Origin of the sequence: Franconibacter sp. IITDAS19 (assembly GCF_023079515.1) — a bacterium.
GTDB classification, from domain to species: Bacteria; Pseudomonadota; Gammaproteobacteria; order Enterobacterales; family Enterobacteriaceae; genus Franconibacter; species Franconibacter pulveris.
This window is the reverse complement of sequence record NZ_JALJCP010000001.1, coordinates 1,209,247-1,230,461: the sequence shown is the minus strand read 5'-3', so window position 1 is coordinate 1,230,461 and position 21,215 is coordinate 1,209,247. Positions and strand designations below refer to the sequence as shown.

General features: G+C 56.5%; 18 protein-coding genes and 2 pseudogenes. 6 read left to right on the top strand and 14 right to left on the bottom strand.

What is annotated here, in order from left to right:
- From MT962_RS05915 to MT962_RS05895, 5 genes and pseudogenes are all read right to left on the bottom strand, one after another.
- Positions 1 to 290 (bottom strand): annotated as a pseudogene (locus tag MT962_RS05915) (hypothetical protein); the annotation flags it as partial.
- The gene (locus MT962_RS05910; protein ID WP_247365038.1) at positions 287 to 2,926 is read right to left on the bottom strand and encodes a T6SS effector BTH_I2691 family protein; all 2,640 of its coding nucleotides are present in this window, start codon (positions 2,924 to 2,926) and stop codon (positions 287 to 289) included. The pseudogene MT962_RS05915 and the gene MT962_RS05910, both read right to left, overlap by 4 nt.
- The gene (locus MT962_RS05905; protein ID WP_247365127.1) at positions 2,923 to 3,924 is read right to left on the bottom strand and encodes a DUF4123 domain-containing protein; all 1,002 of its coding nucleotides are present in this window, start codon (positions 3,922 to 3,924) and stop codon (positions 2,923 to 2,925) included. The genes MT962_RS05910 and MT962_RS05905 overlap by 4 nt, the downstream gene beginning before the upstream one ends.
- Before the next feature lie 19 nt (positions 3,925 to 3,943).
- A complete protein-coding gene (gene vgrG / locus MT962_RS05900) occupies positions 3,944 to 6,319 on the bottom strand; it encodes a type VI secretion system Vgr family protein (protein ID WP_247365036.1) in 2,376 nt (791 codons plus the stop codon).
- A 61-nt stretch (positions 6,320 to 6,380) separates the two neighbouring features.
- Positions 6,381 to 7,082, bottom strand: coding sequence for a DotU family type IV/VI secretion system protein (locus MT962_RS05895; protein ID WP_247365034.1), 702 nt, complete (start codon positions 7,080 to 7,082; stop codon positions 6,381 to 6,383).
- Between the two features lie 678 nt (positions 7,083 to 7,760).
- Here MT962_RS05895 and MT962_RS05890 point away from each other — a divergent pair.
- Positions 7,761 to 7,921: pseudogene (locus MT962_RS05890) on the top strand (M20 family peptidase); the annotation flags it as partial.
- Between the two features lie 128 nt (positions 7,922 to 8,049).
- Here the strand turns inward: MT962_RS05890 and MT962_RS05885 are convergent.
- The 7 genes from MT962_RS05885 to MT962_RS05855 are packed head-to-tail and all read right to left on the bottom strand — an operon-like array spanning position 8,050 to position 15,302.
- Positions 8,050 to 9,159: an iron-containing alcohol dehydrogenase family protein gene (locus tag MT962_RS05885; protein WP_247365030.1), complete on the bottom strand. Its 1,110-nt coding sequence runs from the start codon at positions 9,157 to 9,159 to the stop codon at positions 8,050 to 8,052.
- Positions 9,160 to 9,201: 42 nt separating this feature from the next.
- Positions 9,202 to 11,547 (bottom strand): molybdopterin-dependent oxidoreductase, encoded by a 2,346-nt coding sequence (locus MT962_RS05880; protein ID WP_247365027.1) that lies wholly within the window; start codon positions 11,545 to 11,547, stop codon positions 9,202 to 9,204.
- A 16-nt stretch (positions 11,548 to 11,563) separates the two neighbouring features.
- Positions 11,564 to 12,325 carry an SDR family NAD(P)-dependent oxidoreductase gene (locus MT962_RS05875; protein ID WP_024555831.1) on the bottom strand — a complete coding sequence of 254 codons (762 nt, stop codon included), beginning with the start codon at positions 12,323 to 12,325 and terminating at the stop codon, positions 11,564 to 11,566.
- A complete protein-coding gene (locus MT962_RS05870; protein ID WP_024555832.1) occupies positions 12,325 to 12,789 on the bottom strand; it encodes an S-ribosylhomocysteine lyase in 465 nt (154 codons plus the stop codon). Before MT962_RS05870 ends, MT962_RS05875 begins: the two co-directional genes overlap by 1 nt.
- A 17-nt stretch (positions 12,790 to 12,806) precedes the next feature.
- Positions 12,807 to 13,475: a methionine ABC transporter permease gene (locus MT962_RS05865; protein WP_024555833.1), complete on the bottom strand. Its 669-nt coding sequence runs from the start codon at positions 13,473 to 13,475 to the stop codon at positions 12,807 to 12,809.
- Positions 13,468 to 14,481, bottom strand: coding sequence for an ATP-binding cassette domain-containing protein (locus tag MT962_RS05860; RefSeq protein WP_247365126.1), 1,014 nt, complete (start codon positions 14,479 to 14,481; stop codon positions 13,468 to 13,470). Before MT962_RS05860 ends, MT962_RS05865 begins: the two co-directional genes overlap by 8 nt.
- A gap of 8 nt (positions 14,482 to 14,489) precedes the next feature.
- Entirely contained in the window at positions 14,490 to 15,302 is an 813-nt protein-coding gene (locus MT962_RS05855) for a MetQ/NlpA family ABC transporter substrate-binding protein (RefSeq protein ID WP_247365024.1), read from the bottom strand.
- A 239-nt stretch (positions 15,303 to 15,541) separates the two neighbouring features.
- On the opposite strand from MT962_RS05855, the gene MT962_RS05850 reads away from it, so the two are divergent.
- Positions 15,542 to 16,720, top strand: coding sequence for an aminotransferase class I/II-fold pyridoxal phosphate-dependent enzyme (locus MT962_RS05850; protein ID WP_024555836.1), 1,179 nt, complete (start codon positions 15,542 to 15,544; stop codon positions 16,718 to 16,720).
- 101 nt (positions 16,721 to 16,821) lie between these two features.
- Here the strand turns inward: MT962_RS05850 and MT962_RS05845 are convergent, their stop codons facing one another.
- Positions 16,822 to 17,487: a GntR family transcriptional regulator gene (locus tag MT962_RS05845; RefSeq protein ID WP_247365021.1), complete on the bottom strand. Its 666-nt coding sequence runs from the start codon at positions 17,485 to 17,487 to the stop codon at positions 16,822 to 16,824.
- Between the two features lie 91 nt (positions 17,488 to 17,578).
- Here MT962_RS05845 and MT962_RS05840 point away from each other — a divergent pair, with 91 nt between their 5' ends.
- The 3 genes from MT962_RS05840 (at position 17,579) to MT962_RS05830 (ending at position 20,026) form a co-directional block, all read left to right on the top strand.
- Positions 17,579 to 18,790 carry an MFS transporter gene (locus tag MT962_RS05840; protein ID WP_247365125.1) on the top strand — a complete coding sequence of 404 codons (1,212 nt, stop codon included), beginning with the start codon at positions 17,579 to 17,581 and terminating at the stop codon, positions 18,788 to 18,790.
- Positions 18,791 to 18,808: 18 nt separating this feature from the next.
- A complete protein-coding gene (locus MT962_RS05835; RefSeq protein ID WP_029592793.1) occupies positions 18,809 to 19,411 on the top strand; it encodes an isochorismatase family cysteine hydrolase in 603 nt (200 codons plus the stop codon).
- Positions 19,412 to 19,543: 132 nt separating this feature from the next.
- The gene (locus tag MT962_RS05830; RefSeq protein ID WP_024555840.1) at positions 19,544 to 20,026 is read left to right on the top strand and encodes a glutathione peroxidase; all 483 of its coding nucleotides are present in this window, start codon (positions 19,544 to 19,546) and stop codon (positions 20,024 to 20,026) included.
- Between the two features lie 22 nt (positions 20,027 to 20,048).
- Here MT962_RS05830 and MT962_RS05825 read toward each other — a convergent pair whose 3' ends face one another.
- A complete protein-coding gene (locus MT962_RS05825; protein WP_247365018.1) occupies positions 20,049 to 20,438 on the bottom strand; it encodes an FAD-dependent oxidoreductase in 390 nt (129 codons plus the stop codon).
- Positions 20,439 to 20,704: 266 nt separating this feature from the next.
- Here MT962_RS05825 and MT962_RS05820 point away from each other — a divergent pair, with 266 nt between their 5' ends.
- Entirely contained in the window at positions 20,705 to 21,199 is a 495-nt protein-coding gene (locus MT962_RS05820; protein WP_247365015.1) for a molybdopterin-dependent oxidoreductase, read from the top strand.
- Positions 21,200 to 21,215: the final 16 nt, after the last annotated feature.

Sequence of the window (21,215 nt, the reverse complement as noted above, 5' to 3'; positions counted from 1 at the left end):
ACACTGAATTCTTCCAGCACACCACAGACCTTAAACAACGGCTGACGCGGTGGCAGCTCTGGTGGCAGTGGCTCTGTAGCCAGGAGTGCTTCCAGTTGCGGGATTTTCTCTTCCAGGGATGCAATCTCTGCTCTAATGCCGTCCATATAGCGAGCAGACAAATTTTCATTATGTTGATTCCTTCCCAGATTTTCCCGTCTGTTCTTCAGTTGAATCCTGGAACCAGATAGCTCCATTTTGAGTCCTTCAAAATTAGTAAACTCACCTGACGCTTTTCTGTTCTTGTTCATAACACTGCTCCCAGCGCCTTATTAAACGCTTCCTGCTGATTATCACATTCTTTATTGCGGGGGTTCTTAGTCCCCAGCTGCCACGTGCTCTTCAGTTTGTCATCCGGCTCAATCCCAAAAACACCTTCCCGGCACCACTTCTGCAAGTCATTACCAAAGTAATAAATAATCAGCTGTTCAATCAGGAATATGCCAATCATTGCTTCCCAGCTAGCAAGAAAACTGACGAATCGTCCAGCAGCAATTGCGCCTAATTTGGACGATAACTGAGCTAATCCTCCTCCCTCAAATAACCCCGTCTCGGAAAGGACCTGAAGCAAGCCACTGGCACCTTTAAAAGCTACGCCAGCATCTACAGCCGTTTTTCCACCATTAAGTCCAACAAAAATCCATCTGGTATGTTCAGATCTTATTTCGGAGATCAAATCCACGGCATCCAGAGCCAGATTAATCACCGCAGCACCGGTTCCAGCGGTGACTCCGACAAACTTCACACTTGTGGTTCCTGCTCCATTCTGAATTCCGTGTTTAACCGCCGGTTCCATAATCTCTGTGGTTGTGCTCACGGTCCCAAGGAAAGCGGACGCTATCTGCGCATGGCTTTTCGTATCCCCTTTGCTCTCCTGCAGCTGATTTTTGAATTCCAGTCCGTTGAAGAACAACGCCAGCAATTTGATCCGGGCCCCTTTCAGGGCGCTTTCGCCTTCAGCACTCTGGGCAAATTTGTCAAAATCAGCCTGATAACGGGTTTGAATTTTCCGCCGTTCAGCCGTTCCCGAATACTTCATATCTTCCAGGAGCTGTCTTCTGAACGCATCGCCATCCTGTATCTGCCCGAGAGACAGCTGCACCGCATTATCAAACGACACACCGGATACCACCTGGAACAACGATTTCGTCAACAGCTCGTTTAATCCGTCCAGCGTTTTCCCCAGACGGGTGAAATTAAAGAAGCGATCGCCAAATGTGCTCAGGCGACGGTCGCAGTACAGCATCATCCGCGAGAACGATGAAGACGGCGTGGCGGGTCGCTCCAGTGCCTCATTGGCACCGGCATAGGCTTCATTCAGTTTGCCTGCCAGCGGGGCCACCGCCGCCAGAAAGGATGCTTCGTCCGCTTTCTCTGTTTTGCCGTGGCTTTTTGCCAGACTTTCCAGATAAACGGTCATATCGGCTATCACATCGGGGTTATTGAGCAGCAGCGAGCGCCAGACCAGGTTACTTTCGGATTTCGCGGAATACTGGTTTATCAGACTGTCCAGCCACTGTGCGCCGGAATCGGTCAGGTTCAGCGAGGCCAGCGCGTAATCGACAATTTCGCGGTAGCTCAGGTTGTCCTCCACACTCGTGGAGTAAAAATCCTGGCTACAGGTGATAAACGAGGCAGACTGAAGCCAGGCGATACGCAGGCTGTGCAGAGCTTCCATCCGGGTAGCAATCACCCCGCAGAATTGCTCATAACACTGACGGAACGCCGCCCGCTTCTCATGGTTCAGTTCCGCATCATATTTACCCCATTCACGGGCAATATCGTCTCCGGACACCTGCGCATTGCGGGCGGTTGCCTGCTGATACTGCGCATTAAACGCCTCCGGAGAATCATGCGTCCAGGCTGAAGTCATGGCCTCCACCAGCGGAGCGCTTCGGTCACTTTGCGCCTTAATCCACTCCGTCAGGGCTTCTCCCTGCTTTTCCAGTTGGTTTTGTGCGCCCAGCAGCGACTGGTCAGTGAAAAACTCAATCGACAGCTCGTCCAGCCAGCCCGCGTGCAGGGCGGCCATATCATCACTGAATCCCGCCAGCTCATGGGCGATACCCGACGCATCATCCAGTGCCACCACCAGCTGGGTAATGGGTTTGTCGTAGCGGTTAACCCCGGTGCCCTGTTTCTGCATGGCGTCTATTGTCCGCTGCGCCTGTTCACAACGGCGGCGGCTCCACGGGGTCAGGGTGCCCTGAGCCCGCACTTCACCTTCATCAAAATAAAACCACGGAGCCGCGCTGTCCGTACGGCTGATACGCCGCACCGGCGGGTTATACGGCAGCGTCAGTACCGGGCAGGCAGGGCCTGGCGTCATGTAGTCGGCTATTTCATTGAGCACCTCAACGCTTGCCTGGGCAACACGCTGTTCGTTAGCGGGCGTGGTCCACTGCCAGTATTCCACGCACTGCATCCGTTTCTTACGGGCGCTCGCATCAGAGCCGTAGCGCTCCAGCGTACCGGTCCGCCATTTGGCCGGTGTGAATGCAATCCAGCAGTTGCCCTTCAGGGCAGCAGGACTGAGGATGAGCATCTCCAGACTGGTGGGATTGTGGTACGGCATGGTGCAGTCAGATTTTTTTTGCGACCTGGCATACGCGGCGGAGGGCTGTTTCCACAGGCTGCCGTCCTCCGCCACCGACCAGCCCTCCCACTGACGGTTACTTTCGTAATACACATACACAAAACCCTGACGCAGGGCGCGCAGCAGGTAGTCATATCCGTCACCGGTGGGGAACGGCGTGTCCGGCTTCGCCCAGGCCGGAACGCTGGCCGACAGCCCGGCAGGCACCACGGCATAACGCACCGGCAGTATCGCCGGACCGGATATCTGGCAGTGTGTGCAGGGTTTCGGCCCCAGGGGAGAGGTGGTCATACAGGGCTCCTTGCGTCAGATGCGGACGCGTTCGTCTCTTCGGTGTTCAGGTCGTGACAGAGCAGTTGCCAGTCCCGGTCAGACAGTGCGCCAGTGCAGGTGGCGTAATCCGTGCCAGGCTCCCGCTCGCGCGGTGACAGCAAAATCTTCATCCGAGGATGCTTATCCAGTTCAGGATGTAACCGCAGGCAGTCGAGCGCCAGTGCCTGCTTGTCAGTATCATTGTCAAAACCGTGCAGTTGCTGTGCACGTTTCAGCGCCCGGTGGGTAATCGTGATGGTCGTGGTTTCATCGTGGCGGGACGCACTGATATATGCCTGGCGGTAACGCTCCAGAACACGAACAACGTTACCCGTCTGACTGATGTGAATTTCGTCTTCCGGGCTAATCATCAACGAAAATGTCATATAGGGGTATGGCGACGCAGAATGGCTGTGACTAACGAGTCTGCCGTCACCGTCCAGGGTGTGCCAGCCGGAAAGCACGCCCAGCCAGCGTTCATGCTGCACATCATCCAGTTGCGGCCACAGAATGCCGTGTATCGCCGGGTCGTAATATCGCAGCAGTATCTGTTGTCCGGAAATCAGCCGCTGAATGGCCGTGTGACCGAGTTGTTTTGTCATGACAGCTGTGTCGAAGGGGCTGGTCAGCCAGCCACAGACTGCACGGCCTCCGCCATTGCACAGACGGTCAGGATGCTGTTCTTCCAGGGCATGACGGACGCTGCTCACCAGCAGGGCCTGGTGGGTAGCCTGTGTCAGGTCAAGTGGTATGAGCCAGGGATGGCGGTCCATGCTCAGGTTACGGTGCGGCAGCGTCACTGGCACCGGGCGCTGGTCCACCAGTGCGCAGATAAACGGATGCATCACGTCCTCCGGCAACGCCTCCCGGTCAATGAGCAGATAGGCATATTCCTGACACTCAGCGATGGCGGCCTGCAACTGAGTCAGCAAAACGTCCGCCTGTTGCGTGACGGACTGCGGACTGAAATCGTACATGATGGTCACAGAATCGTCCTCACAGTGGCTCAGCCGCATCTTTAGATGCCTTCATTGTTGAGCAGCACTCCGGCAGGCTGATACTGCCCTGCATGGATGCTGCCCCCAGCTTCTCCAGCGTTCCGGCCTTCACCGTCACGTTACCGGAGCCGCCCAGGGTGATACTGCCGCCTTTCATCTGTATCCACGCGCCACCGCATTCCAGCAGCAGTTCGGTCTGTGCGGAGACGGTGACCTTGCCGCTCTGGCTGCTTATCTGCATATCCTTCAGCGCGAACATATCCAGCGCGTCACTCTGCGCCTGGATTTCGACTTTGCCTGCGGCGGCGAACAGTTTGATGCCCAATTGTTTCGCAAACAGACTGAGGGTCTCGCTCACGGCGATACGCAGCTTTTTGCCGATGCTGATATCCGCATCCTGGCCGGTGGTGGCAATCAGGTTCTGACCGGCAGCAAGCTGGATGCTGGATGGGGTGACCTGGGCGATACCCGATGGGGCCGAGAGCAGCAGCGCCTGTTGTTGCAGGTTCTTCAGCGTGCTGTTGAGCAGGTCGGTCTGTTTCTGTACGTCGGCCAGTTCGGCTTTTGCCATTTCTGCGGCAGCACGAAGACTGGATGCTTCCTGTATTGCCGCTTCGAGCTCGCTGACCGCTGACTGCATATCGAGCATCGGACCGTCAGCCTGTTGCTGGCCGTCGGCGGTGATGAAAATACCTTTCGCGGCGCGGAACACGCCGTGGCCGTCGGTGCGCAGTTCAGCCCCTTCACCGCGAAGCCGCCTGGCATCCGAATCCTGGACGTTAAATCCCAGGTTTAATTGCGTCTTACCGGAATGCGGGGTGGAGAGGTGGATATTCTCTTTCCCGCGCTCATCCTGCAGGCGCATTTCATTGGCTGCAGGCGTGAGAAGGATGTTGCGCTTGTAATTTTCGATGGTGACATGGTCAGGATGACGCGAGTCGTGCAGCGACCAGGCGATAAATGGCTTGTCCGGATGGCCGCCGTCAAACATCACCGCCACTTCAGTGCCCTGTATCAGCGGCAGGTGCAGACCGAAATTGTCACCGGCGTAATCGCGGGCGCGGCGCAGCCACGGGCTTTCACCGCCCTGCGGCCACGAATCTTTGTCGAAGTCAAAACGGACCCGGTAGCGGCCCATTTTGTCGATATGGCTGTAAATATCACTGCTTTGCGAACTGGTGATACGCGCCGTCAGCGGGACGGTAATGCGGGCGCGGGGTTGTTCCGGTGGACGGAAGCTGACGGCATCCCGGTACATGATACCTTCCGCTTTCAGCTTATAGTGCGACTGGCGGCTGGCCGAGGATTCGATGACCGTGACCAGCATCCCGTTCGCAAAAGCCTGTGAGGTGTCGCCCTCTGCTTTCAGTACCTGACCGGGGGCAATCAGCGTGGAGTTGCTTTCGAGGCTCAGGCGGTGCTGGCGGTTCAGCTGGCGTTCGTGGCGCAGGCGGGCGTAGAAATAGCCGCTTTCGATGTTATTACTGTCCGGGCGGTTGTACTGGTCGCCTTCGCTCAGGAAGCCATCGGTATAGTGGTAATCGTTGCCGTAAGTGGTTTTGTCATCGTCGTGGGTCAGGTCGGCATCCGCATTCATCACCGCGTCAGCGGTGCGGTAGTTATAGTCATGGGTGCTGACCGAACGCTCCGTCACCTGATGATGCGCCTGCAGATTCCACACCGATTCCGCACGGTTATCGTGCATACCTGCGGGATTCACCGCCGGGACGCTCACGTCATACTGCCAGCCCTTTCCTGAATCACCGAACAGCACCACTTCATGCCCGGTTTCACTGTCCTGGGTGAAGTTAAACCAGATGCCGACCTCGCTGAGCAGGCGGGCGATAAACTCCGCATCGGAGAGCATAAACTGGGTGATAATTTCCCGTGACGGGTAGGTATTGCTGAGGCGGAACTCAAACAGCCAGCCCGGCCAGTTGTGGTTTTCCCGCAGGATTTTTTCCACCACTTCCGGGACGGACAGGTTCTGGTAAATGGCGCTGCGGCGGCTGTTATCAAGCAGGGAGAGGCGCGGCTCGAACGTCAGGCGGTAGGTGGCTTCGTCAGCGGAGACGGAAAGGCGCGAGAAACGGGTGACTACCCCGTACAGCGTACGCTGAACTTCCGGGGCAATGGTGCGGCGAAAGGCCGCCTGCGGCAGGGTCTGCATAATGAAGGTGACGTTCTTCATCAGCATCACCGACGGGTCAATGTCCTTATCAGCACTGGTCAGCACCACGTCATAACGGTAGCGGGTGCTTAGCCCTTCCCGCCCCTGAAACGACTCCACGTCCAGCGGCGCGGTGCAGCCTTTCACCTTCAGGTGATAACGGTTAAGGGTCAGGGCATCCAGAACGGGAGAGGCAGTGGTCATCGTGGCTTCCTTGTGCTGACCCGGCACCCGATGCGTTCCATGCCGGGGACGATTATGTTGCTCAGCCCGGCAGGACTGACCTGAGTAAATGCTGTAATGAAGACTGCAGACCCAGTATCAGCCCGGCAGTGACCAGCAATGCCAGCGTGATATGGGCCATACGGGTGTGGAGCAACCTGCCACGTACCGTCGGACGCCGCTCCACCACCAGCGGTGCAGACAAAGGCCGGTCACCAGCTGGCACCAGCGCATTCAGTGACTCTGCCAGTTCCGCAGTCTTCTCCCGTCGGGCATGGTCCGGGTATTTATCCATCCAGCGCTGGCTGTAACCCATGCCATACAGGCGCTGATAAAGCACCAGCAGGCGCGGGTCCGGCACGACTTCACGCAACAGTGCACGCGTGCGTTCCGGCATCACTTCCCCGGCCCGCAGCTGATGCACAAACACCGACTGCAGGGGACCATGCAGCCAGACGTGATTATCTTCAGAGGAAGCACTGTTCAGCACCGCGTCATCCAGCATGGCGCACTGCGCATAAATCACATGGTGAATAAAGTCGTCAGATTCCTTTGCGGCTTTCAGCCTGTCCTGTACGGTCTCCACCAGCGTCATTGCGCGGTTATACAGCGCCTCGTCACGCACCAGTGCAGGCTGATGGTGAATATCCATCACGAACAGATAAGTGTCCTGCAACAGAGTGTCGATATAAAGGCTGGCACTGCCGCTAAATGCGGAATGAGATGAACTGGCTGATAAATCCAAAATAAGTCACATCCTGTGCTGGGTTTCTTTTTCGCCAAGCTTATTCCTGTTTAAAAACAGATCAATAAGGTGAAGCGTAACAAAAAGTATCAGAATAATGTCTTCTTCACGAGTACACGCAATTTGTCTGGCATTAACTGATGTCAAAATTCTTTTTTTGCATAGCCCAGAAATATTAATTTCCAACGCAATTTATTTACATCATGGATTAATCAATATAAATACACCCATCGAATGAATGTATAATCCGTTTTTTCTAAAACATGATGAAATTATTCATGGGTTTTGAATATAACACCTAATGGCTCTGCTGGGTCGGCTATATGTATTCTTAGGTTCTGGCATGCAGGTTAAATGTCGTATCGGACTCTTCAGACGGTGTGAGCTTTACAGCCTGCCATCCGCAACGGTCCAGGATGGCCTGCAATCCAGTAACAGCTCCCGAAATACGGATCTGCACACCGTTAGCGCCAAACGCAACATCACGCCAGGTTTCAGCATCCCGACAACATTGACCTGCAGATTAAATGTTACCGCGTAGTGACCCTCCTCGCGCATAGCGGACCTGTGCCCCACCCGGCCTTCCGCTTCGTGCCAGGAGCGGACATTCCTGGCCACGCGATGTGATACTCTGCGGTTAGAAGACGTTGGGAGGTTCGAATGTTTGCTCGTAACCTTACCGATGCCGCGCATCTGCTGCCTGCACTGAGCAATCCGCCCTGCATTATTCTTGGTCTCGGCGAGCCGTCGATGGCGCACCAAACTCATGAATACTGCCTGCTCGGCTGGCAGAGGCGGAGCAGCTGTACGCGGAAATCATTCAGGACTGGATGGATTAATGCTGCTGCCGGGTGAGCGTCCGGCAGCGTGTCAACTGTGCATATGGGTCATCCCGGCAGAGAAGCCTGCCCGCACATCATCACGTCTTCGAAGCCTCTGCAGAAAATGGCAAATGCCTCGATTAAGTCTATTCGGCGAAGTCCTGTGCCTCGGTTGCCAGTAGCGCCCTATGCAGCGTTTCAACGGTGACGGCAAACGGCAGGCCATTCAGGCTTTTCTGCGGGAAGCGGATATCGGCGGCAATCTGCGCAATGCGCGCCGCTCTGTCGCCCTCCAGCGCGGGCAGTCGAAGCGGGCTGCGGTAGAGTTTCAGCAGGTAGAGCAGCTGCGCATTCGGCTGACCGTACTCCACCAGCGACTGAAGCAGCAGGCTGAATCCGACTTTTTCGCCGTGCAGCCAGTCGTTCAGCTCCGGCTGATGAGTCAGCGTATCGTGGATCACGTGCGCCAGCCCCGGCGTATCCAGCTCGCCGCGCACGCTGTTGGCTAATCCGGCCAGCACGATATTGGCCTCAATCACCTTTTCCAGCGCCGGCGTCACCTGCTGCTGCTCATTCGCCACGATCGCCTCTTCGCCCCAGTGCAGAAACGTATCGTACGCCTGCCTGGCCGCCAACACTTTCACCTCCAGCGCCAGATGGTGCGGGTTATGCCGCTGCCAGGGATCAAATTCCACCCATTTCGCCAGCGCATCGACGATGCCGGAGCGCAGATAGCGCACGTCGGCGCGGGTGATGATTTCACTGTCGACCAGAATCAGCGCAGGCATGGCGTTCAGTGCCCGGCTGTCGAGATGGCCGCCTTCTTCATTGTAGATAATCGCCAGCGGCGACCAGGCGGCGCAGGTCGCCGCCAGCGTCGGTAGCGCAATCAGCTGGCGATCGCCCAGCGCATCGTTAACGGCTTTCGCGGTATCCAGCACGCGCCCGCCGCCGATGGCCAGAATGCCTTCCGCGCCCTGCTCCAGCAGGTTATGGCGAAACCGGGCGATGGTCGCATCGGTGCATTCGCCGCTTAAATACTCCACCTGCCAGCGCACGCCTTCCCGGTTCAGGCTCTCCTCCAGCATCGGGTTCACTGCCCGCCAGGCCTGCGGCGACGTGAGAATGCGCAGATGATCGACCAGTGGACGAATGCGTTCCCCGACCTGGTGGACCAGGCCCGCCTGCTGGATGTAGTTGCCCGGCGACTTGATAGTGAACTGCGCGGGCGTTGATAGCGGTTGAACTGTGCTCATGGCATCCTCCGATGACAATAAAATCTGTGACGGACAACGTGACTACGGTTCCGGTGTTGTCTCGCTGGTCAAGACCACAAACGTCGGCGGCAGCCAGGCCGTCACCTCCGGCAGCGGTTCGTTAAAGCGGACAATTTCCACGAAGCAGGTTTGTGCCGTACTGCCCTGGCCGAGCCGGGAACTGCCGATGTCGGTGGTTAACACGTTCGGGTTGCCGTGTTTATCCAGCGAGCGGTTTTCCTGCGCATTCAGCGGATCGTACCAGGCACCGGTGGAGATCTGTACCACACCGGGCCGGATATCCTCGGTGAGATGCACCCCAGCCAGCAGCGCGCCGCGATCGTTAAACACCTTCACGATATCGCGCTCGCCGATGCCGCGCGCGGCGGCGTCCTGCGGATGCATCCACAGCGGCTCGCGACCGTTAATTTTGGTCTGCTGACTGACCGAACCGTGGTCGTACTGGCTGTGCAGCCGTGTGCGCGGCTGGCTGGATAGCAGATGCAGCGGCCAGCGCTGGCGCATTGCCTGCTGGGCATTCTGCTCATCCGTGTGCCAGTAGGCGTGGCCCGGCGCTTCGCGGTAGCCAAAGGCGGCCACCGCCGCTGAAAACAGCTCGATTTTACCCGACGGCGTGGACAGCGGCGCGGCTTCGGGATCGTCCCGGAAGGCCTTCAGCAGGATCTGCGGCACGTCGGGTGCAGCGTATTCCAGCTTGCCCTGCGCCCAGAAGTCCTCGAAGTCTGGCAGCTGAATGCCGTCCTCTGCGGCCCGCGGCCGGGAATCCTGGTAAATCTTTTCCAGCCAGCCGCGCGCGCTGTACCCTTCGGTAAACTGCGCGGTGAAATCCAGCTTTTCGGCCAGCGCGCTGAAGATGGCGTAATCATCACGCGCTTCCCCCTGCGGCGGCAGATGCTGGCGCATGGCGATCATGAAGCCGTCGTTGCTGGCGCTGCCGATATCTTCACGCTCCAGTGACGTTGTGGCGGGCAGTACGATATCGGCGAATTTGGCCTGCGCGGTCCAGTACTGTTCATGGACGATCACCGTTTCCGGCCGCCGCCAGCCGTCGATCAGCCGGTTGAGATCCTGATGATGGTGGAAGCTGTTGCCGCCCGCCCAGTAAACGAGGCGGATATCGGGATAGGTTAGGTTCTGGCCGTCGAATTCGTAGTTTTCGCCGGGGCGCAGCAACATATCGGTGATACGCGCCACCGGAATACGCGTGCTGACCGCGTTGCGGCCCACAGGCATACGCGGACCGGAGAAGCGCCGCCGTTCGGCACCGGCCAGATTCGTCGAGGCATAGCCAAAACCGATGCCGCCGCCGGGGGTGCCAATCTGCCCGAGCAGCGCGGTGACCGCCACCAGCGCCCAGTAGGCCTGCTCACCCTGACGTGCACGCTGCACCGACCACGCCATATTGATCATCGTTTTCTTCTGCGCCATCTGTCGCGCCAGCTGGCGGATGGTGTCCGCCGGCAGCCCGGTGATGGTCGCCGCCCACTCAGGGGTTTTCGTCTCGCAGTCATCCTCGCCATGCAGGTAAGCCGCAAAGCGATCATAGCCAACCGTACAGCGGGCGATAAAATCCTGATTAACCAGCCGTTCGGCAATCAGCACCTGGCACACCGCCAGCAGCAGCGCGGTATCACTGCCGGGCTGGATCGCCAGCCATTCGGCATCGCGGACAGCGGCCAGATCGTTGCGCACCGGGCTGACGTTAATAAAACGGCAGCCGTTGGCGCGCAGGGTTTGCAGCCAGTGGTCGAGGGCGTGATCGTTGGCGCCGCCGCCGTTGACCTGGGCATTACGCAGCGGCAGGCCGCCGATGGCAACGAAGAGTTCGCAGTGTTCAGCCAGTACCGACCAGTGGGTGTGCTGGCGCTGAAGATCGTCGAGATCGCCCAGAATATGCGGCAAAACGCGCTCTCCGGCGGCGATACTGTAGGTATTGGTGCTGGCGGTATAGCCGCCAAACTGATTGAGGAAGCGGTGCAGCTGGCTTTGCGCATGGTGGAAGCGCCCGGCGCTCGACCAGCCGTAGGAACCGCCGTAAATCGCCTGATTGCCGTAGGTGTCTTTTACCCGCCGCAGCTCACCGGCCACCAGCGACAGCGCCTGCTCCCAGCTCACTTCCACAAAGGGTTCTTTACCGCGCCCCTCACGGTTGGCGGGCTTGCCCTGCAGGTAGCCGAGCCGCACTGCCGGGCGCCGTACGCGGCTGTTGCCCTGCACCGCGCCCGGCATCGAGAAGCCGATCTTCGACGGATTGCGGTCCCACTCAACAGGCTCGACAGCAGTCAGCACGCCGTTATCAGTGGTTACCCGATAGGTGCCCCAGTGGGTCACGGTCAGTCGTTTATCGGCTTCGGCCTGCTGGCTCATGGTGCGCTCCGGGATGTTAATGCATGGTCATACCGCCAGTGACGTTAATCGCCTGGCCGGTCATATAAGAGGACAGCGGACTGGCGAGAAACAGCACCACGTTGGCAACGTCCTCAGGCTGCGCGGTGCGCCCCAGCGGCACCTGCGAGCAGTCTTCAGCATAGATATCTTCCGCCGTCAGCCCACGCAATTTACCGCCCAGCTCCCGCTCGTGCCATTTCATCGCCGTTTCAACGATGCCAGGGCACACGGCGTTAACGAGGATGTTGTCACGAGCCAGCTCTATCGCTGCCACTTTGGTTAAACCGAGTACCGCATGCTTGGAGGCGACGTACTGCCCCATCAGGCGATAGCCATTTTTTCCCGCCTGCGAGGCGATATTGATAATACGGCCATAGCGCTGGGGCTTCATCAGTGCAATCGCGGCCTGCGAAGCGTAGCCGACGCCCTTGACGTTAACGTCGAGGATGCGCTGCCAGGCTGCCTCATCCAGCTCGTCGATGCGGCTCATCGCCGATACGCCGCAGCTGTTGACCAAAATATCCACACGGCCAAACTGCTGCTGCGCCGCCGCAATCAGCTCGCCTGCCTGTTCAGGCCGGGAGATATCACAGGGCAGCCACAGCCAGCGATCGCCGGTTTCCCGCGCGGTGATGGCGATGTCGCCTACCACCACGCTGGCACCGGCCTGATGCAGCAGTTCGGCGATCGACCGCCCGATACCCTGCAGTCCGCCGGTGACCACCGCCGTCTGCCCCCGCAGATCGATGGCAACCATCAAACCACCTGGCGGGAAAAGGCGTCGGTGCTGATCCCGGCCGCCAGTACCTGGCGCGCATACTCTTTCGCCGAGAACAGCGAGTGGTCGCGATAGTTACCGCACTCCAGCGGCGTAACCGCCGGGACGTCGGTGGCATCAACGACGCGCTCCAGCACGCGGGTCAGCGCGGTAGCGATGGTTTTTGGATCGCGATTATCCCAGAGGATTAAATAGAAGCCGGTGCGGCAACCCATCGGGGAAATATCGATCACACCATCCAGCTCTTCACGCAGGCCGAAGGCCAAAAGGTGCTCCAGCGTGTGCAGTGCAGCGGTCGGGATAGCATCCACGTTCGGCTGCAGCAGGCGCAGGTCGTATTTTTCCACCACGCTGCCCAGCGCGTGTTTTTCATTGCCGGCCACCCGCACATACGGGGCGATGACTTTGTTATGGTCGAGGGTAAAGCTCTCTACTACTGGCATACTGTTTCTCCTTACGATTATTCGCGACGTATCCGGCGCGCCAGTCGCGTGCCGAAGGTCTGTAAAAGCTGCACGATAACGATCAGCACCAGCGCGGTGGTGAGCGTGGCAAAGGCATCAAAACGCTGATAGCCGTAGGTAATGGCCAGATCGCCGATGCCGCCGCCGCCGACGGTGCCGGCCATCGCGGTGGCACCCAGCAGGCCGATCGTGGCGGTAGTCAGTGCCAGGATCAGCGATGACGCGGCCTCCGGCAGCATAAAGTGCCAGATGGTTTGAAAGGTGCTGGCCCCCATAGCGTTGGCGGATTCAAGAATGCCGTCATCTACCTCCAGCAGAGAACTTTCCACCAGCCGGGCAATATAGGGAGCGATAAACACCACCAGCGGCACAATCGCGCCGGGGGTGCCGATGGTAGTGCCGACCAGCCAGCGGGTGACCGGAAGAATGCTGATTAGCAGGATGATAAACGGCAGGGAACGCAGGATATTGACCACGGGATTGAGGATCTGGTGCAGCGCCACGTTGGGTAAAATGCCGCCGGGGCGGCACAGCACCAGCACAATGCCCAGTGGGATACCGAGCAGCGCACCAAATCCCAGCGAGACGCTGACCATAATCAGCGTGTCGTACAGAGCCAGTAGAAACTGATCGCCGGTTACGGCGGTATCAATAAATTCAAACATCGCTGATTTTCACTCCTGCGTCATGGAGGTAGCGGATTGCCGCATCAATGTCCGCCGTTTCGCCGCCGATCTGCACGATCATAAAACCGAGAATGGTGCTCTGAATTTCAGACATGTTGGCAAACAGGATATTGACCTCCACCGGATACTCGCGGATCAGCCGGTTAACGATCGGCTGCTGCGCGGTCTGACCGACGAATTCCAGCCGCACTGCCCGGCTCTGGCTTTGCTGCCTGATGCGCGCCACGGTCTGTTCCGGCAGGCGATCGTGGATCACCGACTGTACAAAGCTGGCGGTGACCGCCTCCTTAGGCTGGCCAAACAGATCCAGTACGCTGCCCTGTTCAACCACTTGCCCCTGTGCCATCACCGCGACCTTGTGGCAGATTTTCTGTACCACCGACATTTCGTGGGTAATCAGCACAATGGTGATGCCGTAGCGGCGGTTAATTTCCTGCAGCAACAGCAGGATCTGCACGGTAGTGTGCGGGTCCAGGGCCGAAGTCGCTTCATCACAGAGCAGAATTGACGGATTAGTGGCCAGCGCGCGGGCAATTCCCACGCGCTGTTTTTGCCCACCGGAAAGCTCATCGGTATAGCTTTCGGCTTTATCACTGAGGTTCACGAAAGCCAGGAGCTCGCTCACCCGCTCGCGAATAAAGGCTTTATCGCGCCCCTGTAAGATCAGCGGTATCGCCACGTTGTGAAATACCGTGCGCGAGTTCAGCAGGTTAAAGTGCTGAAAGATCATGCCGATATCTTTCTTCACCTGGTTCAGCTGTTTCTTACTGATGCCCAGCAGCGACAGATCGTTAATCAGCACATCGCCCTGAGTAGGCGCTTCCAGATGGTTAATTAAGCGCAGCAGCGTACTTTTTCCCGCCCCGCTGGCACCGATTACGCCAAAGATATCGCCCTGATTAATCGTCAGGTTGACGTTATCCAGCGCAAGGAAGCTTTCTCCCTTGCGGGTAAACGTTTTGCTGACCGCGTTAAAGCGGATAATGGGCTGGCTCATTTGAAATAGCTGGGCTGCAGGTAGCCGTTGTATTGCGAATGGCTGGTGATATAAGTTTTAAACTCGGCGGAGTGGTAGCCCGCCACGATGTCTTTGGCGAACTGAGCGTCTTTATTTTTCCCAGCCACCGTGACCACGTTGATAAACTGGCTGGTTGGCGTTTCCAGTTTCAGTGCAGAGCTTAATTTCATTCCGCTGGAGACAGCAAAGTTCCCCTGAATCAGGCCGAAATCAACGTCCGGCAGCGCGCGAACCTGCTGGGCGTTATCCATTTCTTTCAGCACGATTTTGTAGGGATTTTCGCTGATCGCTTTCTGTGAGAAGGTCGCCGGGTCGATATCGGCCTTGAGCTTAACCCAGCCGAGGCTTTGCAGTACCAGCAGAGCGCGGTATTCGTTAGGTGCCTGGTTTGGTACTGAAATTACCGTGCCCGGCTTTGGGGTGTCGAGCGTGTTGAGCTTGCCGGCATAGAGGCCCATCGGTGGGGTTGGCACCTGCACAATGCCGACGTTATCAATCCCCAGACGTTCGTTGACCGATTTTAAGTAAACCGGGTGCTGCATAATATTGGCTTCAATATTACCCCGCGCCACCGCATCATTGACCTGAATACCGTCGCTGAAATCTTTATACTCGACTTTATATCCCTTCTTGATCAAAAAAGGTGCAACACCATTCTGAAACTGTTCTTTATAAGGGCCGGGGTTAAAACCCACACGAATTAATTTATCATCGGCATGCGCTGTCGAAGTAACTACAGCAGAAGACAATAAGGCAACAACCAGTCCGTTAATCAATGACCTGCGCATAGAAATACTCTCTCCGGTAACGAGTTGAATATAAAATAAATGATTTCAATATATTCAGGATATTGCAACGAAAGGGAATTCTGCTCAATATATTTATTGTGATAACCTTATCCGTTTTTTGTTATTGCGATTTTTGTATATCCTTATCAATTTTAATTTTTTTCCTGCCGGACAATTTCATTTTATGCGGTGACAGGCTATGCCATAGTCCAGGTATTATTTTTTTATCGAGATGTATTATGCCGGTATTTTCTGCTTCACCCCTGCTGGATCAGTTAGAAGAGAATCTGTTTAGTGCGCTGGAAAAGATGGCGGCACAGATAGATACCTCACAGCGCCCGCTGATTGACCTTTCTTCCGGCAGTCCCCGCCAGCCCACGCCAGCAGCGGTGGTCGCCACGCTGCAATCCGCCGCCGCGCAGCCAGAAAACCACGATTACCCATCGTTCTGGGGCAAGCCCACGCTGCGCCAGGCGATAGCCCGCTTTTATCAACGTCAGTACGGCGTAGAGCTGGACCCGGACAGCGAAATTGCCGTTTTCCACGGCTCGCATATCGGCGTGACCGGCCTGCCGCGTGCGCTGCTCGCGCCCGGTCAGTATCTGATTTCGACCGATCCCTGCTACCCCATTTACCGTTCGGCCGCCGCGCAGGCCCAGGCAAAGTTCTACGGTATTTCGCTGCACGCCTCAAACCAGTTTCTGCCGGACTTTACCGAGGTGCCGAAAGCCGTCACTCAGCATGCCGGGCTGCTGATGCTGAACTATCCCCACAATCCCACCGGGGCGGTGGCCACCCCGCAGCTGTTTGACGATGCGCTGGCGTTCGTGCAGCGGCTGAATATTCCGCTTCTGCACGATTTCGCCTACTCGGCGATTGGCCGCCATGCGCAGGACGCGCCGCCGAGCCTGCTGTCGCAGCCGGAGGCTAAAGAGTGGAGCGTGGAAATCTATACGATGTCGAAAACCTTCCTGATGGCAGGCTGGCGCTTTGGCTTTGCCGTCGGCAATGCCTCGGTGATTAGCGCATTTAAAAAGCTACACACCCACAGCTACAGCACGGTGTTTGGCGCGGTGCAGGATGCGGCAATTACCGCGCTGGATCTGCCGGAGAGCGAGGTGGCGGAGTTTGCCGCACTTTACCACCACCGTCGCGAGCGGGTTATCCGCGCGCTGGAAGCGATGCGCTGGCCGGTGGATGCCCGCCAGGGCACCTTCTTCCTCTGGCTGTCGGTTCCGGCGGGCTACAGCTCGCAGCAGTTCACTGAGCGCCTGCTGCGCGAGGCACAGGTACTGGTTGCCCCAGGGCACGGTTTTGGCGCAGGCGGCGAAGGGTTTGTACGCCTGAGCCTGACCGCCAGCGACGAGGCGCTGGATGCGTCGCTGAAGCGGATTGCGGCACTGAAATTATTCAGCTGAGCCGGACACTTGTTAGCAGGTGGCCACAGGAGCCCACAACCTGCAAGCAGCAGCCTGACGTGTAGCAGTCTGCATCATGGCTTCAGCATAAAACTCACCGGCTAAATAGGTGTGCGGAATGTTAATTTCACGCCGCGAGCGCGCAGAGTTCTCTGGTTTCGGTTCAGCGCATCGATCGTTCTGTCCCGACTTGAACGAATGTGCGCGCTGATAAGAGAGCATGCTGTTGCGATATCATCCTCTGTCAGGGCGTTTACTAATGCGTGATGTTCTTCCCACGCTGGCTGTTCGCTTCCACTGTCGAGCCAGCGGGCCCGTGACAGCTGTTGCAGAACATCTTTAAGGCTTTCAGTAAGAAACTTATTCCCTGCCAGGCTTGCCAGAGCAAGATGAAACTCCGTACCGGCACGGCTTAGTGCGTCTTTCGACGCGGATGTGCTATCAGTTTCTAATAGTCCGGTAAGTGACTGCAGCTGTTCATCCGTAATTTTCCCTTCAGCCATACGGAGTGCGGATACCTCCAGCGCTTCACGATAATCAAACAGCTGACGAATTTCTTCTGGCTCCACAGGTGCTGTCATCCAGCCACGTCCTTCACGACGCAGGAGGCCTTCATTTGCCAGCCTGATGAAAGCGGCCCTTACCGGCGTTCTGGATGCGCCAAAGGCTGCTTCAGCCCACCGTTCTGTGATGCGTTCACCAGGGCTTATATCCAGATTCAGGATCATTTCCCTTAGCTGGTTTTCCACGTCTGTCTGCTGTGACATATCTCTGACTCCACCTCAGGTTGACATCAATAAACTCAGATCTGTATGGTATCCCAAAATGGAATCCCAAACAAATTTTATAGGCTGGTTTATGTCTGAGGCAGGAAATACGTTCTGGCACCGCAACCTTATTGTCTGCATGGTCGGATCGTTTTCTACCGTGTTTGCCATGACGCTGATGCTGCCTTTTCTGCCTCTGTTCGTCGAACAACTGGGCGTAACCGGACACGCGGCCGTTGTGCAATGGGCTGGCATCGCTTACAGCGCAACGTTTCTGTCAGCAGGACTTATTGCTCCCGTCTGGGGGCGTCTGGGCGATCGTTATGGCCGCAAGGCCATGCTGGTCAGGGCCAGCCTCGGTATGGCGCTTATGGTTTCACTGATGGGGTTTGCCACGAATATATGGCATCTGCTGATCCTGCGGCTACTGGTTGGGCTGGCAGGCGGATACTCTTCCGGCGCCACAATCCTTATTGCTGTGCAGGCTCCCGCAAAACGTTCCGGATGGGCGCTGGGCATGATTGCCTCCGGCGTCATGGCGGGTAATCTGGCCGGACCGCTTGCAGGCGGCTGGCTTCCGCCGCTTATCGGTATCCGCGCGACCTTCTGGCTCGCCGGTGCGCTGATTTTCATTGCGTTTCTGCTCACACTGCTGCTTATCCGGGAACCAGTTAAATCCTCCGGCAAAGAAACAAATAAAGAACCTGTGAGCTGGTCACAGCTTCCCGGCAGGGCCGCCGTCCTCTGCATGCTGCTGACGGGCCTGCTTCTTATGCTGGCAAACATGTCGATTGAGCCCATTATCACGGTATTTATCCGCACTCTTACATCAGATACGGCGACGGTCACCCATACCGCAGGGCTTGTTATGTCTGCCGCCGCGCTTGGCAGCGTCATATCTGCTTCCTGGCTGGGCCGGCTGGCAGACCGAATCGGGCACGTTCGGGTAATTACCGGGGCCCTGACAGCGGCGGGACTGCTCCTGATACCGCAGGCATTTGTAACGGCGGGCTGGCAGCTTATTGGTCTGCGTTTTCTCATGGGGATCGCGCTGGGCGGGCTACTGCCCTGCATCGCAGCTGTTATCCGCAGCCGCGTACCTGAAGAGCGCGTCGGGGGGATAATGGGTTACTCCGTTTCCGCCCAGTTTATCGGACAGTTTACCGGTCCGCTGTTAGGCGGATTTACGGGCGCCCATTTCGGTATGCGTTTTGTCTTTCTGGTTACCAGCCTGCTTATGCTGGCAGGTGCCGCACTCAACTGGCGTGTCCTCCTTAGACGCAATGCCAGTCCGCTTAAATAATTTTGTCCGGAGACGTAAATGACTGCGATTAAAAAGTTTGAACCGACGAACAGTGCGCTCCTGATAATGGATTATCAGCGTCTTATTGTGGAAAATTACCTGAGTGAGAAAGCCGCAGCAGATGTCCTGGCCAAAACTGCCACTCTGGTTGATGCAGCACGTGCCGCTGACGTTAAGGTAATCTATGTCACCGTTGGCTTTCGCGAGGGGCACCCGGAAATCAGCAGTAAAAACGCCCTGTTTTCAGCCATCAGGGAAAAAGGGCTTTTAGTGACAGGTGCACCTGAAAGCGCGATCCATCCTGACGTTTCGCCACAGGCAGGCGAATTAGTCATCATCAAGCACCGTATTGGCGCCTTTAGTTTTACAGATCTGGATATGATCCTTAAAACTAACGATATCCAGACGCTGATCATGGCTGGCCTGACGACCAGCGGCGTAGTGCTCAGCAGCGTCCGGCAGGCATTCGATTTGGATTACAACCTGATAGTTGCAGCCGACTGTTGTGCAGATGCCGACGAAGCCACCCATTCAGTTCTGACCAACAGCATACTGCCGCAGCATGCTGAAGTGCAGACGGCAGACGAGCTAATAAAGAGAATGATCGCCGGAACGAACTGATATCTGAAAAGCTGCCGACGCAGCTGGTCATCATTTACAGCAATGTCCGCTTCTCGCTCTTCGCGGACATATTAACGACCCTACCCTATAATCCAGAACGCCCAAAAAAGGTTCTGCTTTGAGGTTTCCGCCATGACGCCTTTTCATCAACTCACCGCCACCAGCCTGCGTGGTCAGCCCATCTCTATGGCCGACTATGCGGGTAAGCTGGTGCTGGTGGTCAATACCGCCAGCCAGTGTGGCTTCACACCACAATACGCAGGCCTTGAAAAGCTCTATAAAAAGTATGCTGACCGGGGGCTGGTGGTGCTTGGTTTCCCCTGCAACCAGTTCGGTAAACAGGAACCGGGCAACGCCGACGACATTGCCCAGACCTGCCACATTCACTACGGCGTGAGCTTCCCGATGTTCGAGAAAGTGGAGGTCAACGGCGCGGCAACGCACCCTGTGTTTCGTTACCTGAAAGACGAATTGCCCGGCGTGCTGGGTGGGCGAATAAAGTGGAACTTCACGAAGTTTCTGGTCGGACGCGACGGCAAACCGCTCAGGCGTTTTGCACCGATCACCACCCCGGAGAAAATGGAAGCCGCTATCCTTGCGGCACTTGAAATCTGAGCGCTTAAGGCGAACCCTTCACTTAAACCTCCAGCCCTGCCCGATATTGCCCCCACTTCAGCACCGAGTTAACACCGATGGAGAGGAACGGCTCCGGCGGTGTCTTGCTCGGGCCGGGTGAGGCGACGAGAAAATCGATCGGCTCGTTGCGCTCGCCCGCGATCATATCAGCCAGCAGTTTGCCGGTGGCGGTGCCGCGGGTGATCCCAGGACCATTACAGCACAGCGCGCCGTACACGTTTGGGGCCAGTTGGCCGAAGAATCCTTCGTGGTTTTCTGACAGGCAAATCGCCCCGCTCCAGGAGTATTCGAAATCGACCCGGTTGAGCATCGGAAAGCGGCGCTCAAAGGATTTATGGTGATTGGCTATAAGGTCATCCCCCAGAAAAACAACATTACCCTGTGGCTGCATCAACCGCCTTTATATCCGTGCGTATTTATTTACACTGACTGGACGGGTGGCCATTTTTTGTACAAATACATTAATTTTAGCGTCCCTTAAATAGCAGCGCCGCCCCTGCTTAATCAACGTTTAAAATTGGAAATGTTTAACTCATTGATTTTAATAAGTTAAAGTATGCATACATTTATTACATCAATAATATCCAGGCAGCATATATAAATAGCATGTTAACTAAATTATAATTCTTTTATATCCGGTCGCGAGTTGAGGTTAGAATGCGGTTAATTGTGATGTTGTTAAGCTTATTGGTCTCTATACAGGTCTGGGCTGGTGAACTTCCCAAACCTGCCGGTAAAGTCCTTTTAACCCTGTCTGGTAATATTGAAAATACAAATGAAGACGGGAAAGCCGTTTTCGATATGGCCAGCCTTGAGAAACTGGGTCTGGTAAGTTTCCAGACCACCTCACCCTGGTATAATGGGCGCACTGCCTTTACGGGTATTCCACTGCAAAAGCTCATGGATTATGTAGGGGCGAAAGGTACTGTTGTTAAGGTCACGGCGCTCAATGACTACACCACCGTTATCCCGCTCAGTGATTTCAGGAAATACAATGCCATCCTTGCGACAAAAATCAACGGAGAATATATGCGCATCCGTGATAAAGGCCCGTTATTCATTGTATATCCCTATGACAGCCTGCCTGAACTGAATAATCAGATTTATTATTCAAGGTCAGCATGGCAGGTCAGCATGATGAATGTTGAGTAGGAGTTCAGTCGCGCAT

What these genes read in the sequence shown, in the direction of transcription:
- MT962_RS05910 (WP_247365038.1), bottom strand. Translation starts at nt 2,926, where the DNA reads ATGACCACCTCTCCCCTGGGGCCGAAACCCTGCACACACTGCCAGATA.
- MT962_RS05905 (WP_247365127.1), bottom strand. Translation starts at nt 3,924, where the DNA reads ATGTACGATTTCAGTCCGCAGTCCGTCACGCAACAGGCGGACGTTTTG.
- vgrG (WP_247365036.1), bottom strand. Translation starts at nt 6,319, where the DNA reads ATGACCACTGCCTCTCCCGTTCTGGATGCCCTGACCCTTAACCGTTAT.
- MT962_RS05885 (WP_247365030.1), bottom strand. Translation starts at nt 9,159, where the DNA reads ATGAGCACAGTTCAACCGCTATCAACGCCCGCGCAGTTCACTATCAAG.
- MT962_RS05880 (WP_247365027.1), bottom strand. Translation starts at nt 11,547, where the DNA reads ATGAGCCAGCAGGCCGAAGCCGATAAACGACTGACCGTGACCCACTGG.
- MT962_RS05875 (WP_024555831.1), bottom strand. Translation starts at nt 12,325, where the DNA reads ATGGTTGCCATCGATCTGCGGGGGCAGACGGCGGTGGTCACCGGCGGA.
- MT962_RS05870 (WP_024555832.1), bottom strand. Translation starts at nt 12,789, where the DNA reads ATGCCAGTAGTAGAGAGCTTTACCCTCGACCATAACAAAGTCATCGCC.
- MT962_RS05865 (WP_024555833.1), bottom strand. Translation starts at nt 13,475, where the DNA reads ATGTTTGAATTTATTGATACCGCCGTAACCGGCGATCAGTTTCTACTG.
- MT962_RS05855 (WP_247365024.1), bottom strand. Translation starts at nt 15,302, where the DNA reads ATGCGCAGGTCATTGATTAACGGACTGGTTGTTGCCTTATTGTCTTCT.
- MT962_RS05850 (WP_024555836.1), top strand. Translation starts at nt 15,542, where the DNA reads ATGCCGGTATTTTCTGCTTCACCCCTGCTGGATCAGTTAGAAGAGAAT.
- MT962_RS05845 (WP_247365021.1), bottom strand. Translation starts at nt 17,487, where the DNA reads ATGTCACAGCAGACAGACGTGGAAAACCAGCTAAGGGAAATGATCCTG.
- MT962_RS05840 (WP_247365125.1), top strand. Translation starts at nt 17,579, where the DNA reads ATGTCTGAGGCAGGAAATACGTTCTGGCACCGCAACCTTATTGTCTGC.
- MT962_RS05835 (WP_029592793.1), top strand. Translation starts at nt 18,809, where the DNA reads ATGACTGCGATTAAAAAGTTTGAACCGACGAACAGTGCGCTCCTGATA.
- MT962_RS05830 (WP_024555840.1), top strand. Translation starts at nt 19,544, where the DNA reads ATGACGCCTTTTCATCAACTCACCGCCACCAGCCTGCGTGGTCAGCCC.
- MT962_RS05825 (WP_247365018.1), bottom strand. Translation starts at nt 20,438, where the DNA reads ATGCAGCCACAGGGTAATGTTGTTTTTCTGGGGGATGACCTTATAGCC.
- MT962_RS05820 (WP_247365015.1), top strand. Translation starts at nt 20,705, where the DNA reads ATGCGGTTAATTGTGATGTTGTTAAGCTTATTGGTCTCTATACAGGTC.